This window comes from Streptomyces sp. NBC_01446, from assembly GCF_026340095.1.
In the GTDB taxonomy this organism is placed as follows: Bacteria; Actinomycetota; Actinomycetes; order Streptomycetales; family Streptomycetaceae; genus Streptomyces; species Streptomyces aureus.
On record NZ_JAPEPO010000001.1, the window covers coordinates 7,838,299 to 7,854,521 of the forward strand.

Annotated in this window: 12 protein-coding genes; 5 read left to right on the forward strand and 7 right to left on the reverse strand. The window is 70.3% G+C overall.

Features of this window, described 5'->3' with window-relative positions; all coding sequences use genetic code 11:
- Nucleotides 1–51: 51 nt before the first annotated feature.
- The 5 genes from OG456_RS35420 to OG456_RS35440 all read right to left on the reverse strand — a co-directional run bounded on the left by OG456_RS35420 (nt 52) and on the right by OG456_RS35440 (nt 5,775).
- Nucleotides 52–1,842, reverse strand: coding sequence for a heparinase II/III family protein (locus OG456_RS35420; protein WP_266568256.1), 1,791 nt, complete (start codon nt 1,840–1,842; stop codon nt 52–54).
- Entirely contained in the window at nt 1,830–2,561 is a 732-nt protein-coding gene (locus OG456_RS35425; protein ID WP_266568258.1) for an SDR family NAD(P)-dependent oxidoreductase, read from the reverse strand. Before OG456_RS35425 ends, OG456_RS35420 begins: the two co-directional genes overlap by 13 nt.
- A 90-nt stretch (nt 2,562–2,651) precedes the next feature.
- On the reverse strand, nt 2,652–3,527 hold the full coding sequence (locus OG456_RS35430; RefSeq protein WP_266568260.1) for a carbohydrate ABC transporter permease: 876 nt from the start codon (nt 3,525–3,527) through the stop codon (nt 2,652–2,654).
- Nucleotides 3,520–4,491, reverse strand: a complete 972-nt coding sequence (locus OG456_RS35435) for a carbohydrate ABC transporter permease (RefSeq protein WP_266568262.1) — start codon at nt 4,489–4,491, stop codon at nt 3,520–3,522. Before OG456_RS35435 ends, OG456_RS35430 begins: the two co-directional genes overlap by 8 nt.
- Before the next feature lie 12 nt (nt 4,492–4,503).
- Complete coding sequence (locus OG456_RS35440) at nt 4,504–5,775, reverse strand: ABC transporter substrate-binding protein (protein ID WP_266568264.1); 1,272 nt, start codon at nt 5,773–5,775, stop codon at nt 4,504–4,506.
- A 266-nt stretch (nt 5,776–6,041) separates the two neighbouring features.
- Between OG456_RS35440 and OG456_RS35445 the strand changes: the two genes are divergently transcribed.
- The 3 genes from OG456_RS35445 to OG456_RS35455 all read left to right on the forward strand — a co-directional run bounded on the left by OG456_RS35445 (nt 6,042) and on the right by OG456_RS35455 (nt 8,849).
- A complete protein-coding gene (locus OG456_RS35445) occupies nt 6,042–7,106 on the forward strand; it encodes a LacI family DNA-binding transcriptional regulator (RefSeq protein WP_266568266.1) in 1,065 nt (354 codons plus the stop codon).
- 115 nt (nt 7,107–7,221) lie between these two features.
- Nucleotides 7,222–7,569 (forward strand): TetR/AcrR family transcriptional regulator, encoded by a 348-nt coding sequence (locus tag OG456_RS35450; protein WP_266568268.1) that lies wholly within the window; start codon nt 7,222–7,224, stop codon nt 7,567–7,569.
- A gap of 59 nt (nt 7,570–7,628) precedes the next feature.
- Nucleotides 7,629–8,849, forward strand: a complete 1,221-nt coding sequence (locus OG456_RS35455; RefSeq protein ID WP_266568274.1) for a transposase — start codon at nt 7,629–7,631, stop codon at nt 8,847–8,849.
- Nucleotides 8,850–8,992: 143 nt separating this feature from the next.
- On the opposite strand, the gene OG456_RS35460 is transcribed toward OG456_RS35455, so the two are convergent.
- Complete coding sequence (locus OG456_RS35460; protein WP_266568277.1) at nt 8,993–10,813, reverse strand: serine hydrolase; 1,821 nt, start codon at nt 10,811–10,813, stop codon at nt 8,993–8,995.
- Nucleotides 10,814–10,974: 161 nt separating this feature from the next.
- On the opposite strand from OG456_RS35460, the gene OG456_RS35465 reads away from it, so the two are divergent.
- Together OG456_RS35465 and OG456_RS35470 are read left to right on the forward strand one after the other, a co-directional pair.
- Nucleotides 10,975–12,102: a nitronate monooxygenase family protein gene (locus OG456_RS35465; RefSeq protein ID WP_266568279.1), complete on the forward strand. Its 1,128-nt coding sequence runs from the start codon at nt 10,975–10,977 to the stop codon at nt 12,100–12,102.
- Nucleotides 12,099–13,670 carry an acyl-CoA synthetase gene (locus tag OG456_RS35470; RefSeq protein ID WP_266568281.1) on the forward strand — a complete coding sequence of 524 codons (1,572 nt, stop codon included), beginning with the start codon at nt 12,099–12,101 and terminating at the stop codon, nt 13,668–13,670. The genes OG456_RS35465 and OG456_RS35470 overlap by 4 nt, the downstream gene beginning before the upstream one ends.
- A gap of 61 nt (nt 13,671–13,731) precedes the next feature.
- On the opposite strand, the gene OG456_RS35475 is transcribed toward OG456_RS35470, so the two are convergent.
- A complete protein-coding gene (locus OG456_RS35475) occupies nt 13,732–16,149 on the reverse strand; it encodes a penicillin acylase family protein (protein ID WP_266568283.1) in 2,418 nt (805 codons plus the stop codon).
- Between the last annotated feature and the right edge of the window lie 74 nt (nt 16,150–16,223).

Sequence of the window (16,223 nt, forward strand, 5' to 3'; positions counted from 1 at the left end):
CGCTCCTGGAACGGACGGGGCCCCCGAGGCGGCGTCGCGGACAGGAGCATCTCAGGCCTCCGTCCGGTGCACGCGGCGGGAGCCGTCGGCCAGGGAGACGACCAGGCCCTCCTCGGCCAGCCGGACGTCCGTCACGGCGGGCCCGGCGGACGCCGACTGGTACACCGACGCGAAGACGACCCGCGTCGTGTCCCGGGCGGTGAAGTCGGCCCGGGTGCGCTGCTGCTGGGGATCGTCGGCGGGACCCGGACCCGGCCGGCAGAAGGGCCGGACGGGTGTGGACGCGGTGTGCCAGCCGTGCAGCAACTCGTCTCCGTACCAGGTCGTGCGCACCGGACCGGACGCCTGCACCTGGAGGTCGAGGGCGACGCCGGGCCGAAGCTGCGCCGACACCCGTCCGAGTGCGCCCCGCTCTCCCGTCACCGTCAGTACGTCGACCAGGTGGCAGGTGGCCGCCTCGACCCGCCGGACCGCGCGGACCCCTTCGTAGGCCGTGGTCACCTCGGCCGTGGCGGACGTGTCGTCCGCGTTCAGCAGCGCGCCCGCGCACTCGGCCTGCTCGGCGCCGTCCACGCGGAAGGAGGGATGGGCGGCCGTGGAGGCGTACAGGTCGCGGAACTCTTCGTGGGCGTAGGGGACTTGTCCGGGATCGGGCTGCCACGGAGCCGCCACCCCGTACAGGTACAGGGAGAGCTTGTCGCGGTGGCCGTGCGAGCCGCCGTGCGGTCCGAAGTCGAGGACGGCGTGGACGCCCGCGGCGCGCACAACGGCGTAGCCCGCGTCGCCGAACACGGTGACCGGAGCGGGTGCGGAGCGCTCCGGAAGCGGGGAGCCCGTGAACCAGCCGTCGAGTAGCCGGTCCAGGCCGTCGTCCGCGCCCGCGAGATCCGCGCGGGCCCGCGCCGCCACCGCGTCCATGCGTGGCGTAGGCGCGAACTGGCCTGCCAATGCGCACAGTTCGAGCCACTCCAGGGAAAGCGGGTCGCGCAGATACGGGCCGTCGTGCAGGGCTGGCAGGACACCGCCGTCCGTGGCGATCGCCGCCAGGACATCGACCATGCCGCAGAGGCGGGCGGCCACGTCGCCGGGCAGCGCCGAGGGGTCGGTGCCGCGCAGCGCGAGGAGCGCCGCGCGCAGCACGAACCCGTGGTAGTACGTGCTGCCTTCCCACTCCCAGCCGTCGTCCGCGACGCAGGCCCGCAGATGGGCGTACAGGCCGTGCGGGCCCTCCAGCCACTGCTTCGCCCCGTCCCAGGGGACGCCCCGCACAGTCGCCGCGGCCCGCCCGGTGGCGATCCCCGCCGCGGTCAGCCACGTCGTGTAGTTGGACGCCAGGTCACCCCGGCCGACCAGCACGTCCCGGGCGTCGAGGGCCGCCCGCTCCAGCTCGTCGAGCAGGGGGAGGACGGCGGCGAGCCCGGCCGTGCCGCGTGCGCCGAGCGTCCACGTCGCGTGTCCGATGTTCACGGCCCAGATCGCGTCGGTGAGCGCCTGGTGGAACAGTCGGCCGCGCAGCATCCACGGCTGCGCGTCGCCGTGGTGCCGGCTCGCCAACTCCGCGTACAGGGATGCGTATTCGACGAGTCCGGACACCGCCTCCGTGTCCTCGCCGCGCTCGGCCAGGACACGAAGGCGGCGGGCCCACGCCTGATGGGAGAGGACGGTCCAGGCGCCGCGTACGGCGGGGGTGTCCACTCGGCAGCCGTGCGGACACCGGGCACCGTCCTTGGGGAACACGCCGCCGAGGACGTCGCCGTGGTCGAGCTCGACGCCGTGCGCCGGGCACACGTACGCGTGCCACCAGCCGCCGCGCTCGCGGGGGATCCGCTTCACCGCGGCCATACGCCACCGTCGATGTCGAGGGTCGTGCCCGTCAGGAAACCGGAGGCCGGGGAGGCGAGATGGACCACGGCGGCGGCCACGTCCTCCGGTGTACCCGCGCGGCCGACGGGGATCCCCGCCTCCATCGCCTGCTGGGCCTCGGGCGCCGTGAACGTGTCATGGAACGCGGTGCCCTTGATGAAGCCGGGCGCGACCGCGTTCACCGTGATGCCCGCCCCCGCGACCTCCTTGGCCAGGGCCTTGGTGAAGCCGCGGATCCCGGCCTTCGCCGCGGCGTACGGCACGGAGCCGGGCCCGCCGCCGTTGTGCGCGGCCAGCGACGACATGGTGACGATCCGGCCGGCCGCCGACCCGGTGAGGTGGGGGAGCGCGGCGCGGCAGGTGCGGAACGTGGACGTCAGATTGGTGTCGACGACCCGCTCGAAGTGCTCGTCGCTCATCTCGGCGACGGTGGCCCGCCCGATGAGATGCCCGGCGTTGCACACCAGGACGTCGAGACCGCCGAGGAACCCGGTGGCCTCCGTGACGAGGCGGTCCACGTCGGCGGTCACCGTGACGTCCGCGCGAAACGCCTTGGCGCGGCGGCCGAGCGCCCCGATCGCGGCGACGGTCCGTTCGGCCTCCTCGGGCGAGCTGTGGAAGTGAACGGCGACGTCACAGCCGGCCGCGGCGAGTCCGACGGCGATGGCACGGCCGATGCCGTGGCCGGCTCCCGTCACGAGCGCACGGGAACCTTGGAGATCAACAGACATGGAGACAGAGCCCTTTCACGAGCAAGTGGGGGAAGAGACGAAGAGGGGGGCGAAGGGTCACTTGAGGCCGGCGGTGGCGAAGCCCTGGACGAAGTAGCGCTGGCCGATGAGGAAGAGGATCACCATCGGCAGCGTGGCGAGCGTGGTTCCCGCCATCAGGAAGTGCCACTGCGTGCCGTTCTCCGTCTTGAAGACGGACAGACCGACCTGGATGACGCGCAGGCTGTCGGTCCGCGTCACCAGCAGTGGCCACAGGAAGTTGTTCCAGGACGACTCGAAGGTGAGCAGGGCCACCGTGGTGAGGGCGGGCTTGACCTGCGGGGTCATGATCCGGGCGTAGATCCGGAACTCGCCCAGCCCGTCGAGCCGCGCCGCCTCCTCCAGCTCCACGGGCAGGTCCAGGTAGAACTGCCGGAACAGGAACACGGCGAACGGTGTCACGGCCCCGGGCACGATCAGTGCCCACCACGAGTCGAGCCAGCCGCTGCCGCCCTGGCCGAAGAGATCGTTGCCGCCGGCGAGCGGCATGAACCGCACGATCAGGAACTCCGGCAGGACCTTCGTGTACGTCGGGATCATCAGGGCGGCGATGAAACAGTAGAAGATGAGGTCGCTGCCGCGGAACCTGATCCGCGCCAGTGCGTAGCCGGCCATCGAGGCGAAGAGCACGTTGAGGACCGTATGGCTGATCGCGATGACGAAGCTGTTGCGTGCGTACGTCGCGAACGGAGCGGCCTTGAAGGCGTCGATGTAGTTCCCGAACTCCCAGTGCGACGGCAGGAGTCCGGCGTGCTCGGAGGCGATCTCCGCCGGTGTCTTGAGCGAGGTCAGCACCATCCACGCGAACGGCACGACCATCAGGAGCGAGGTGAGCGCGAGCGTCACGTACAGGGCGACGCGGCCGGGCGACACTCGGGGACGGGACTCAGCCATGGCCACGGGTGCCTCCCATCATCCGCCGGTTGACCAGGGTGAACGCCATCAGCAGGACGAACAGCACGAGGGACTGGGCGCAGGCGTAGCCGACGCGGAACTCCCGGAAGGCGGACTTGTAGATCTCGTACGTCATCATCGTGGTGCTGTTGGCGGGGCCGCCGTCGGTGAGGATGTAGATCTGGTCGAAGGACTGGAACGCAGTGATCATCGAGGTGATCAGGACGAAGAACGTGGCGGGCTTGAGCAGGGGAAGCGTGAGGGAGAAGAACTGGCGCACCTTCGAGGCGCCGTCCACGGAGGCGGCCTCGTACAGCTCCTTCGGCAGGTTCTGCAGCGCGGCCAGATAGATCAGCATCTTCATGCCGATGCCCTGCCAGATCCCCACGAGGATCACCGACGGCATGGCCCACGACGTGGACGCGAGCCAGGCCGGGCTCTCTACGCCGAAGATGCTCAGCAACGTGGTGAACAGGCCGTTGCGCGGGTTGTAGATCCACAGCCAGACGAGGGCGATCGCCACGGTCGCGGTGACCTGTGGCAGGAAGATCGCGGTCCGGAAGATCCCGCGCGCCCGCAGCCCCGCGTTCAGGGCGAGCGCGAGCAGCAGCCCGAGCGCCATGCCGAACGGCACGGTGAAGAAGGTGTACACGACGGTGTTCAGGATCGACTTGCGGAACACGGCGTCGCCGAGCAGGTCGCGGAAGTTGTCCAGGCCCACGAACTTCGGTGCGGACAGGACGTCGTACGACGTGAACGCGAGGAAGACGGCGGCGACGACCGGCAGGCCGATCCACAGCGCCGCGTGCAGCAGGGCGGGCGCGACCATCAGCAGACCGGCCCTGCGGCGGCGTGCGCCGGGACCGGCGCCGCCGCGAACAGCGTTGCTGCGAGAAGGTTTCGGTGACTCGGGAGGCGAGGGCGGCCGCGCGGGGCCGGCCTTCATCACGGAGAGGGCTCCCACGGTGACAGCCCCTCACATCCGCGCGATGGCGGCCTCGGCGAGACGCCCGAGCTCCGCGATCGCGCTCTTCGCGGACCGGCCGCCCACGACGGCGGGTTCGAGGGTCGGCTTGATCTTCTCGCGGATCTCCATCCAGGCCGGGGTGCCGCCTTCGGCGCAGGCGCTGCCGAGGTTCTGCAGGGAGAAGTCGACGAGCTTGTTCTTCTTGACGTACGAGGTGGAGCGCAGTTCGCGCAGACCGGGCACGGTGGCGCGCTGCTTGGCGGCGGCGAGGATCGAGTCGGGCGCGGCGAGGTACTCGACGAGGGCGCGGGCCGCCGCCGGGTGCCGGCTGCGCGCGGACTGCGTGACGAGCGTCCCGCCCGTGAGCATCGCGGGCTTGCGGTTGCGGAGCACGAACGCCCCGATCAGGTCCTTCTCGATGAGCTCGGGCGTCTGTTCCTGGAGCTGCTTCCACAGGCCGCTGCCGGTCATCATCATGGCGGCCTTGCCCGTCTGGAGGTTGGTGGGAGCCCCGGCGTCCGCGTCCGTCTTCTTCGCGTAGTCGGCCGAGCCGTCCGCGCTCAGATCCTTGAAGAACTGGAGCGCTTCGACCCCTCGCCCGTCGGTGAAGGCGACCTTCTTGCCGTCGGCGCTGAACAGGGAGCCGCCGTTGGCGTACAGGAAGGTTTCCCAGCACTGCCGCAGGTCGATCGAGAACGGGTCGAAGCCCAGCCGGTCGCCCTTGGTCAACTGCTTCGCCATGGCGCGCAGTTCGGTCCAGTCGCGGGGTGGCTTCTTGATGCCGGCGGCGGCGAAGTGGTCCTTGCGGTAGGCGACGAGCCGGGTGGCCATCACGGTCGGGAGCGCGTACAGCCTCCCGTCGTAGCGGGACGGTTCGAGGACCCGCGGCTCGTAGTCGTGGCGGGTCGCGAGCGACTCGGGCAGCGGGGCGAGCACCTTCTTCGCGGCGAACGGCGGGATCCAGCCGACGCCCATCATCAGCACGTCGGGCAGCAGTCCGCCCGCGAGCGCGGTGGTGATCTTCTCGTTGAGCTGTGTGTACGTCGTGTAGTCGACGTTCACCTTGACGTGCGGGTGCTTCTTGCGGAAGCCGCCGAGGATCTCCTGCTCCAGGAGCTCCTTGCCGTCGGAGCCTTCGTAGATCGGGGTGAGCAGCGATATCTCACCTTCGGCGGGGCCGCCGGCCGAGCCGCCGGCCGAGGAGCCGGTGCCGCAGCCCGTGACCGCGGCCGCCGTGCCCGCACCGAGTGCGGTCAGCAGCAGTCGTCTCGTGAGTTCCATGGGACACCCCTTGTGAGGCGGAGATGGTCAATCGATACAGCGGAGAGTGGCCTGTAAGCGGCCGGAAACGCTGGTAAATCGATGCAGTGAGGCTAGGAGTCGCTCACGAGAGGCGTCAACAGCACGTGCACAACAATCTTTTGGGCCGATCACGGAGAGGCTCCGATCCCCTGAACCTGCGCACCAGATCTAGTAAATCGGTACACTAGAGTGGAACACTGCACGGGACAGTCGGGAAGTCGCAGCTAGCCGGAGGTGGCACGGCATTGAACGGGGTTACGATCCATCAGGTCGCGGAGGCGGCCGGGGTGTCCGCGAGCACGGTGTCCAACGTTCTCAACGGCCGCACCGACCGGATGCAGCCCGCCACCCTGGCCCGGGTCGAGCAGGCCATAGAGCAGCTGAGCTACCGGCCCAACCGCGCGGCCCGCATGCTCCGCACCGGTCGCATCCAGGTCATCGGCCTCATCGTGCCCTCCGTCGCGAACCCGTTCTGGGGTGCCCTCGCCCGTGAACTGGAGGCCGTCGCGCTCGCCGAGGGCTACCACGTACTCCTGTGCAACAGCGAGCGCGACCCGGCCAGGGAGCTCAAGTACGGAGAGGAGCTCCTCGCGGACGGGGTGAGCGGCGTGGTGCTGTGCTCCTCCCTCCCCTCGCTCGACCACGTGACGCCCCTGCTGAAGCGAGGGCTCAAAATGGTGGCCTTCGACCGCGCCGCCCAGGCCGGTGACCCGCCGTCCCTGGCCAGCATCAGCGTCGACAACGCGATGGGCGCCGAACTGGCCACCCGCCATCTCCTCGACCTCGGTCACCGGCGACTCGCGTTCGTCTCCGGCTCGGTCAACAGCGTCAACCGGCGGGAGCGGCTGCGCGGCTTCCGGTCGGCCCTGGAGGAGGCGGGCATCGACCCCGCCCAGGGGGTGGTCTGGCCGGGCGCGGCCACCAGCGAGTTCGGCGACAAGGAGTCCGCCGAGCTAGGCCGCTCGGCCGCGCGCGAGTTGCTGTCCGCGCCGGAGCCGCCGACCGGGTTCGTCGCGATCAACGACATGTGCGCGATCGGCGTGTGCCGGGGTGCGCGCGACGCGGGGCTGAGCGCGGGCCGCGAGGTCTCGGTGGTCGGGTTCGACGACATTCTGCTCGCCGAACTCTTCGAGCCTCCGCTGACCACCGTCCGCCAGCCGCTCCCGGAGATGGCGGCGGAGACCTTCCAGCAGTTGCGCGCCCACATCGAGTCCACGTCGGGCGCCGGGCGTTCGCTCCTGATCCGGCCGCGGCTCGTGGTGCGGGAGTCGACCGCGGCGGCCCCCGTCGGAGGCCTTGGTGCCCGGTGAGGAGGGCACAAAGGCCCGCGCATGGGGGACGTCGGGCCTGTCAACGGGAGTGTGTGCCCGGGGTACGGTCGAGTGACTGAGGGGGCGGTCCGAGAAGGAACGAGGTGGCGCCGTCATGGCTCCTCGCCGTGCGGACGCGACGCCGACCCCGACCGAGCAGGTGCGGCGCGGTCAGCTCATCGAGGCGACGATCGACCTGATCTGCGAGAGGGGTTGTGCCGTGGCATCCCTGTCGGCCATCGCCCAGCAGGCCGGGATGTCGAAGGCCGCGGTCCTTTACCACTTCTCGTCCAAGGACAACCTGACGCAGGCGACCCTCACGCACGTCCTCGACTCGGTCACGGCGTACGTCACCGAGCGCGTGGCACACGCGGCCGGGGAGGAATCGGACTCCTGCGGAGCAGGACAGGAAGTAGGGGTTTCGCCCCCGGGGCGAAAGACCGTCCACCGGGTGACGGGGTGAGTGAGCCGACAGCGGTCAAGAACTCTCGACTGTCAGTCCTCCCGGGTAGGTTCGGGTGTATGACGAGTGGAGCGATCACGCAGGGGGCCGGGCATGCCCGGTACACCTTTCGTGTGCGCCTGTCGGCGACGGCCCGGCGCGCGCTCGACGCCGAGTGGGATCGCTGCCGGTGGCTGTGGAACGAGTGTGTGGCCAAGTCCAGGCAGGTCCACGCGCAGCGCAGAGCGGGCGGCGAGAAGCTGACGTGCGGTCCGGCCCAGCTTGACAAGCTGCTGACCGAGGCCCGCAAAGTGACGCCGTGGCTGGCTCAGGGCGCGTCCGTGCCACAGCAGCAGGTGATCCGCGACTTCACCAAGTCGAGGGCGAAGGCGCTGAAGGACATCAAGGACCGGCTTGCGCAGCACCGCCGGGCGGGGATGCCCCACTTCAAGCGCAAGCGGGACGCCAAGCCGGGCATGAACTACACGAAGCGCGGTTTCCGCCTCAAGGACGGCCGCCTGCACCTCGCGGGCGGGATCGTGCTGACTGTCGTGTGGTCGCGGGACCTTCCGGCCGACCCGTCGAGCGTGCGCGTGTACCAGGACACGCTTGGGCATTGGTACGTGTCCTTCGTCGCTCCCGCGCAGAGCGAACCGCTGCCCGCCACCGGGCGGGTTCTCGGGGTGGACTGGGGTGTGAAGGAGACGGCCACCACCACGGATGACGCCTACGACCTCCCGCATGCCGGGCACGGCAAGCGGGCCGCGCAGCGGCTCGCGAAGTACCAGCGGATGATGGCCCGGCGCCGGCGCCCGAAAGGGCAGCCCGCATCCAAGGGTTATCGGAAGGCGCAGGCACAGGCCGCCAAGGTGTCCAAGAAGATCGCGAGGCAGCGTGAGGACACCGGCCGCAAGTGGGCCACGTCCGTGATGCGTGGCCATGACGGGGTTGCGGTGGAGGACTTCCGGCCGAAGTTCCTCGCGAAGACCACGATGGCCCGCACAGCGGCCGACGCCGCCATCGCCGCGACGAAGCGCGCCCTGGTCGAGATGGGCCGCAAACACGCACGGGACGTCCGTCTCGTGCACCCGGCGCACACCACGATGGAATGTGCGCAGTGCGCAGCGAGAACCAAGCACGCACTCCCTCTCTCGATGAGAACGTACGCCTGCACCGTGTGCGGAGCCGTGTCCCCCCGGGATAAGAACTCCGCCCGCGTGATGCTGGTCCGGGCAGGTTGGAACCCGGACGGTGCCGAGGGCGTAAGACCTCCTGGTCCGCTGGACCAGGAGGCTGCCTGAGCCGTAAATCCCCGCACAGCCCTGGAGGGTAGAGAATCTCCTCCCTTCAGGGGAGGGGAGCCTTCAAGCTGTACGCGATCGAACGTCGTCGTCCCCGGACCCGCCTGCCCGCCCAGATATCCCCGGCGTCGTCGGCGCCGCGCTCAGTCCTCTGAGGGCGACCACCCCACCGCCTCGATCCTCGCCGCGTCGGACGGGCGTGTCTCGTCGAACACCGTCCGGCGGCCGTCGGTGACGCGCACCCCGTCCACGTACACCCCGCGCCCCACGTACAGCTGGTCGGTCGCGTAGCGCCAGCGCAGGCGGACGTTGCCGCCCTTGAAGGCGCCGAGAGCGGCGGTCAGGCGGTGCCAGGTGCGGCCCGACCAGCCGTCGGCCGTGCCCTTGGGGTGGTCCTCGGCGTCCTCTCCCTTACGGGTGGTCGTGAACGGCAGGGGCTGCCAGGTCGCCCCGGTGTCGGCCGACACCTCCAGATACAGGAGGTCGGAGTGCGGTTCCGTGTCCCACCACAGGTCGCAGCCGAGGCTCGCCGTGTCGGAGGTGACGTCGAGTGCGGGCAGCGTGAGTGTCGCCGACGTGGCGCTCGCCATGCCGGAGAACCAGGCGGTGCGTCCGTGCGCGGGGCGTACGGCGACGGCGCGGGCGAGGTTGTTCGCCGCGGCGACCCGGGGAGCGGAGCCGGATCGCCAAGTGCGCACGGGATGCACGGAGTTGCCGAGCACGATGAGGAACGAGTCGGTCGTCGGGTCGAGGACGATGGACGTGCCGGTGAAGCCGGTGTGCCCGGCCGTGCGTGGCGTCGCCATCGCGCCCATGTACCAGTGCTGGTAGAGCTCGAAGCCGAGGCCGTGCTCGTCGCCGGGGAACGCCTGGTTGAAGTCGGTGAACAGCAGCCGTACGGACTCCTCGGACAGGATGCGCGCCTTGCCGTAGGAACCCCCGTTGAGGAGGGTGCGGCCGAGGATCGCGAGGTCCCACGCGCAGGAGAAGACACCGGCGTGGCCCGCCACACCGCCGAGCCCGAACGCGTTCTCGTCGTGCACCTCGCCCCAGACGAGTCCGCGGTCGAGGCCGGACCAGGGCAGGCGTGCGTCCTCCGTCGCGGCGATCTTCGGTTTCCAGGACGCGGGCGGGTTGTAACGGGTGCGGCGCATGCCGAGGGGGCCGGTGATCCGCTCGCGCAGGAGTACGTCCAGGCTCTCGCCCGTGAGCTTCTCCAGGACCAGCTGGAGCGAGATCAGATTGAGGTCGGAGTAGAGGTACACGGTGCCGGGCGGGTTGAGGGGCGCCTCGTTCCAGATGAGCCGGAGCTGCCCCTCGCGCGTCGTCTCCTTGTAGAGGGGGATCCAGGCGCGGAATCCCGAGGTGTGCGTGAGGAGTTGACGGATCGTGATGTCCTGCTTGCCGGCGGCCGCGAAGTCGGGGAGGTACGAGGCGACCGTGGCCTCCAGCTCCAGCTTGCCGCGCTCGATCTCCTGCACGGCGATGAGCGAGGTGAACAGCTTCGACACGGAGGCCAGGTCGTAGACCGTGTCCTCGGCCGCCGCGATCTGCTGGTCGGCGGGGAACTCCACACCGGTGTCGGTCTTGTCGTCGTAGGCCGAGTAGCGCACGGCCTTGCCGATCGGCTGGTGGAGAGCGACCGTGCCGCCGCGGCCGGCGAGCAGTACGGCGCCCGCGTACCAGGGGTGCTTGGGGGAGGGGGCGAGGAACTTCTCGGCGTCGGCGACGAGCTGGCGCAGATGCCCGGCGATCAGACCGGCCTGTTCCGGGGACCCGCGGCGCAGCGTGGGTGCGTGCCCGTCGGCGTGCCCGTCCGTGTGGGTGTCCGCGGCGGCGGCGGGCCCCGCCGGGAACGGGGCGAGGGCCAGTGCCCCGCTCAACGCCAGTACACTCGCGCCCAGTTGGCGACGGGAGAGCCCGTCGTCCGTGTCTTGCAATCTGTCCGCCGCGCCGTCGGTCATGAACGAACCCCTTCTGAAAGTATCTTTCGGGATCTAGCTCGACGGATGAAACTTTCATGTCAGGTTCCGGTCGTGTCAAGCCTCGGAATTGCGCCGCAAAAATCTGACGCAGCATCAGAAAGTGTCTTCCCTCGTTCGCAGGAGTGCGGCATTCTGCGCCCATGCAGACGGAGCTGAGCAAGAAACTGGGGATCGAGCACGCCATCTTCGGCTTCACGCCCTTCCCGGCGGTGGCCGCCGCCATCAGCAGGGCCGGGGGGTTCGGTGTGCTCGGCGCGGTCCGCTACACCGCACCCGACGACCTGGCCCGCGACCTCGACTGGATGGAGGAACACGTCGACGGCGCGCCCTACGGGCTCGATGTCGTGATGCCCGCGAAGAAGGTCGAGGGCCCGAACCATCAGAAACTGACCGAGGCCGACGTCGAGGCGATGATCCCCGAAGGACACCGCCAGTTCGTCAGAGACACCCTCGCCAAGCACGGCGTGCCCGAGCTCGCCGAGGGCGAGGTGTCGGGCTGGCGCATCACCGGCTGGATGGAGCAGGTCGCCCGCAACCAGCTGGACGTCGCCTTCGACTACCCGATCAAACTCCTTGCCAACGCGCTCGGTTCACCGCCCGCCGACGTCGTCCAGCGCGCCCACGACCAGAACGTACTCGTGGCCGCTCTCGCGGGCAGCGCCCGGCACGCCCGTAAACACGCGGACGCGGGCATCGACATCGTCGTCGCGCAGGGCTACGAGGCGGGCGGACACACCGGCGAGATCGCGTCCATGGTGCTCACGCCCGAAGCGGTCGACGCCGTGTCGCCGCTGCCTGTCCTCGCGGCCGGCGGCATCGGCAGCGGGGAGCAGATCGCGGCGGCCCTCGCGCTCGGCGCCCAGGGCGTCTGGCTCGGCTCCCTCTGGCTCACCACCACCGAGGCCGACCTCCACTCCCGCGCCCTCACCAGCAAACTCCTCGCGGCCGGGTCCGGCGACACCGTCCGCTCCCGCGCCCTGACCGGCAAGCCCGCGCGCCAGCTCCGCACGGAGTGGACCGACGCGTGGGACGACCCGTCGGGCCCCGGCACGCTGCCCATGCCGCTCCAGGGGCTGCTCGTCGCCGAGGCGGTCTCCCGCATCCAGAAGTACGAGGTCGATCCGCTGCTCGGCACGCCCGTCGGGCAGATCGTCGGCCGGATGACGAGCGAACGCCCCGTCCAGGCCGTGTTCGACGACCTCACACGCGGCTTCGAGCGCGCCGTCGACCGGATCAACCGCATCGCAGGAAGGAGCGGCCAGTCGTGAGCACAGGCCCCCACACCAACAGCGCGCCCCCCAACGGATTCTGGGCCCAGGCCACCGCGGATCCCGGCCGTACCGTCCTCGTCGCACCCGACGGGGAGGAGTGGACCGCGGGCCGGCTGCACGCCGACGTCAACAAGCTCGTGCACGGCCTGCGGGCCGCCGGCCTCGAACGAGGTGACGCGTTCGCCGTCGTCCTGCCCAACGGAGTCGAGTTCTTCACCGCGTACCTCGCCGCCTCCCAGGCCGGCTTCTACCTCGTCCCGGTCAACCACCATCTGGTCGGCCCCGAGATCGCCTGGATCGTCGCCGACTCCGGAGCGAAGGTCCTCATCGCACACGAGCGGTTCACCGAACAGGCCGTGGCCGCCGCCGACGAAGCGGGGCTCCCCGCAGGACAGCGGTACGCCGTCGGCACCGTCGACGGATTCCGCCCCTACGCCCAACTCCTCGACGGACAGCCCGAGTCGGTGCCGGACGACCGCACCCTCGGCTGGGTCATGAACTACACCTCGGGCACCACGGGCCGCCCCCGCGGCATCCGCCGCCCCCTGCCCGGCAAGCTCCCCGAGGAGACCTACCTCGGCGGCTTCCTCGGCATCTTCGGCATCAAGCCGTTCGACGACAACGTGCACCTCGTCTGCTCGCCGCTCTACCACACCGCCGTGCTCCAGTTCGCGGGCGCGTCCCTGCACATCGGACACACCCTCGTGCTGATGGACAAGTGGACCCCCGAGGACATGCTGCGCCTCATCGACACCTTCAAGTGCACGCACACGCACATGGTGCCGACCCAGTTCCACCGCCTGCTCGCCCTGCCCGACAGCGTCAGGAGCGCGTACGACGTGTCGGCGATGCGGCACGCCATCCACGGCGCCGCGCCCTGCCCCGACCACGTCAAACGCGCGATGATCGACTGGTGGGGCCACAGCGTCGAGGAGTACTACGCGGCCAGTGAGGGCGGCGGCGCCTTCGCGACCGCCGAGGACTGGCTGAAGAAGCCGGGCACGGTCGGCAAGGCCTGGCCCATCAGCGAACTCGCCGTGTTCGACGACGACGGCAACCGGCTGCCGCCCGGCGAACTCGGCACCGTCTACATGAAGATGAGCACCGGCGGATTCTCGTACCACAAGGACGAGAGCAAGACGAAGAAGAATCGCATCGGCGACTTCTTCACCGTCGGCGACCTCGGCATTCTCGACGAGGACGGGTATCTCTTCCTCCGTGACCGCAAGATCGACATGATCATCTCGGGTGGCGTCAACATCTACCCCGCCGAGATCGAGTCCGCGCTCCTCACCCACCCGGCCGTCGCCGACGCCGCGGCCTTCGGGATCCCGAACGACGACTGGGGCGAGGAGGTCAAGGCGGTCGTCGAACCCGCGGGGGGGCACACCGCCGGGGACGCGCTCGCCGTCGAGATCCTCGCTCACTGCGAGCGTCAACTCGCGGGCTACAAGCGGCCCAAGACCGTCGACTTCATCGAGACGATGCCGCGCGACCCGAACGGCAAGCTCTACAAGCGCCGTCTGCGCGACCCCTATTGGGAGGGCCGCACCCGCGCGATGTGACCCGCGCGGAGGTCTGACGGAAGGAGCGGCCCGGGGCATTGCCCCGGGCCGCTCCCGTCGTTCAGTCGTGCACCCGCACCACCTTCAACGCCGGTGACTTCAAGATGTCCTTCTCGCAGAAGCGCGAGGTCACCCACTGTCCGTCCGAGAACAGGTGCGTCTGGTCGCTGTAGTGGGGCGAGTTCGGGTTCGAGGACTGGGAGTACGTCAGCAGGGTGCGGGCCACCGGGCAGCCGCCGCCGTTCCAGCCGACGGCCTGGATGTAGCTCGACCCGTGGACGACCTCCGTGTAGCCGCCCGCCTTCGCGTCCCACAGGGTCTCGACCTTGTTCCACACACCGAGTGACTCCGTGCCGCCGTGGACGGGGATGCGCTTGCCGCCGCGTACGACGAACTGGCGCGCGCCGAGCGGGTCGTCCAGGGCGATCCCGGCCGACCGCAGCTCGCCCACCGCGTCGGCGAGTGCCGTCGCGAAGCCCGGCGCCTGCGTGTTCAGCGTGTTCGGCGTGCGCACCGGGTCGGCGGCCGAGAACGGCACCTTCCACAGCTTGTCGTTCGGCACGGCCGCCGTGAGCTTGCGCCAGAACCGGTCGAAGAGCAGTGCGCCACGGCTCGACGTGCGCATCGTGTGATCCCACTTGTTGAGCACATCGCATGCCTGGCTCACGTCAACGGCCTTGCCGTCACTGCCTGTCGCCATGCCGGCCGGCAGCGCCGCGCACGCGCGCGCCGTGTCCGCCGCCGCCAGATCCGCCGCGGGCACCCGGTCGGCGAACTGCTGACGCTGCAGATCGGGGACGGTGAGAGCGCCGCGACCCGCCATCGCGGAGACGTCCTCGACGCCGCCGCGCGTCCGCATCGACCGCTGCGTGCCGACCGTCCCGAAGACCCGCTCGTACCCTGTCAGCGGGCGGTCGGCGTTGGCCAGCCAGGCGCTGTCGTTCGAGTTCTCCACGTAGGGCGCGTCCTTGAGGACCGGCATCCTGGACGGTCCGAAGATGCCCGGTTGCACGGCGTCCTTGTCGGAGCCGAGCGCGCAGTCGCCGCGCGAGCCGTCCAGGACGGCGACGCCGGACGCCGGATACGTCACCTTGCCGAGCGGCGTCGAGCAGCGCGCGGCCAGGTCGTCGGTGATCCGGGGCAGCACCTGCGCCTGAGCGAACAGCGAGTGCCCGGACGCGTCGGCGGCGATCGTGTTCACCCAGGGAAGTCCCTGCGTGCGCTTCAGCGAGCGCAGCACGTCGTCCGTGGAGCGTGCCTTGCTGAACCCGAGCCCCGTGTCGGAGGAACGCAGGTTCAGGGCGTTCGGGTCGTTGAGCGCGTAGGCAGTCGTGGCCGTCCAGGGCAGCGGCAGCGAGGCGCCCAGCGAGTTCACGATCGGCCCGTACCGCGTCCACCACTGCGTGCGGGTGACCGGCGCGCCGTCCTTCACCGCGACGCTCACGGTCCGCTTCGTCATCCGCTCCGGCTTGCCGTCCACGACATACGAGGTCGGGTCGGCCGGGTCCAGCGTCAACTGGTGGAGATTGAGCGTGACGCCCGTCGCGACGGTGTGGCTCCAGGCGATACGGGAGTTGTGCCCGATCGAGATCGTCGTCGAGCCGAGGAGCGAGCCGCCGGAGACGTTCAGTTCGCCGGGAATCGTCTGCTGCGACTGCCAGAAGCGGCGGCCACCCTGCCAGGGGTAGTGCGGGTTGCCGAGAAGCAGACCGCGGCCGTTCGCCGTGGTGGCGCCGCTGAACGCGACGGCGTTGGACCCCATGTCGGCGTCCTCGCTCGAGAACAGCTCCTTGGCGGCCGCGGCCGTCGTGGCCTTGTCCGGCGTACGGGCAGGGGTTCCCGCGGAAGGCGGCTGTGCGGCCGTGATGCCGTCCACGCCGCGGCCCTGCCCGCCCAGCACGGCGAGCGCGAAGCCGTGCGCAGCTACGTCCAGGGTCGTCACCGGGTGCACCCAGTCCGCGCCCTTGCAGGCGGGGTCGGTGATCCGGTTCTGCTTCAGCCACGCGTTGTAGCCGGCGGCGAAGCCCCGCATCGTCTCCTTCACCTCACGGCCCGGGCCCGCGGGCGCCGGCTCGGCGAGGAGCTTCTCCACGGTGCCCGCCTCACGGACACCCCGGAAGTAGAGATCGCTGGAGACGTTCTTAGTGGCGGACGACAAGGAGCCGTCAGGGGCCGCGTCGGGCCCGAAGTAACGGGAGCGCTCGCCGCGCACGGTGGCGAATCCGTCGGCGAGCGCGCACACCTGGTCGGCCGCCTGCGCCCACCCGGTGCCGAAGCCCAGGCCCGCGTAGTCCTGGGCGACGATATGCGGAATGCCGTACTCGGTGTAGCGGATCGTGGCGGACAGGCCGCCGCCGTGCGGGTGGTGCTCGGGCCGGCCGTGACCGCCGGCGGCCGCCGGCGGGAGCGAGGCCGTGGTGCTCAACGCGGTCAACAGGGCGAAACCTATGACCGCGAGACGTCTCGGGCGGGTGCGCATCGTGCCTCCCAACTGGAGTGAGGGAAGGGGCGGTTGAGCGTACCAACCGGTATGCCCGGAAGGGCGGCGTCCGG

Excerpts from the sequence above, each read along its gene's own strand:
- OG456_RS35460 (WP_266568277.1), bottom strand. The coding sequence starts at position 10,813 with ATGACCGACGGCGCGGCGGACAGATTGCAAGACACGGACGACGGGCTC.
- OG456_RS35420 (WP_266568256.1), bottom strand. The coding sequence starts at position 1,842 with ATGGCCGCGGTGAAGCGGATCCCCCGCGAGCGCGGCGGCTGGTGGCAC.
- OG456_RS35440 (WP_266568264.1), bottom strand. The coding sequence starts at position 5,775 with ATGGAACTCACGAGACGACTGCTGCTGACCGCACTCGGTGCGGGCACG.
- OG456_RS35465 (WP_266568279.1), top strand. The coding sequence starts at position 10,975 with ATGCAGACGGAGCTGAGCAAGAAACTGGGGATCGAGCACGCCATCTTC.
- OG456_RS35430 (WP_266568260.1), bottom strand. The coding sequence starts at position 3,527 with ATGGCTGAGTCCCGTCCCCGAGTGTCGCCCGGCCGCGTCGCCCTGTAC.
- OG456_RS35455 (WP_266568274.1), top strand. The coding sequence starts at position 7,629 with ATGACGAGTGGAGCGATCACGCAGGGGGCCGGGCATGCCCGGTACACC.
- OG456_RS35475 (WP_266568283.1), bottom strand. The coding sequence starts at position 16,149 with ATGCGCACCCGCCCGAGACGTCTCGCGGTCATAGGTTTCGCCCTGTTG.
- OG456_RS35450 (WP_266568268.1), top strand. The coding sequence starts at position 7,222 with ATGGCTCCTCGCCGTGCGGACGCGACGCCGACCCCGACCGAGCAGGTG.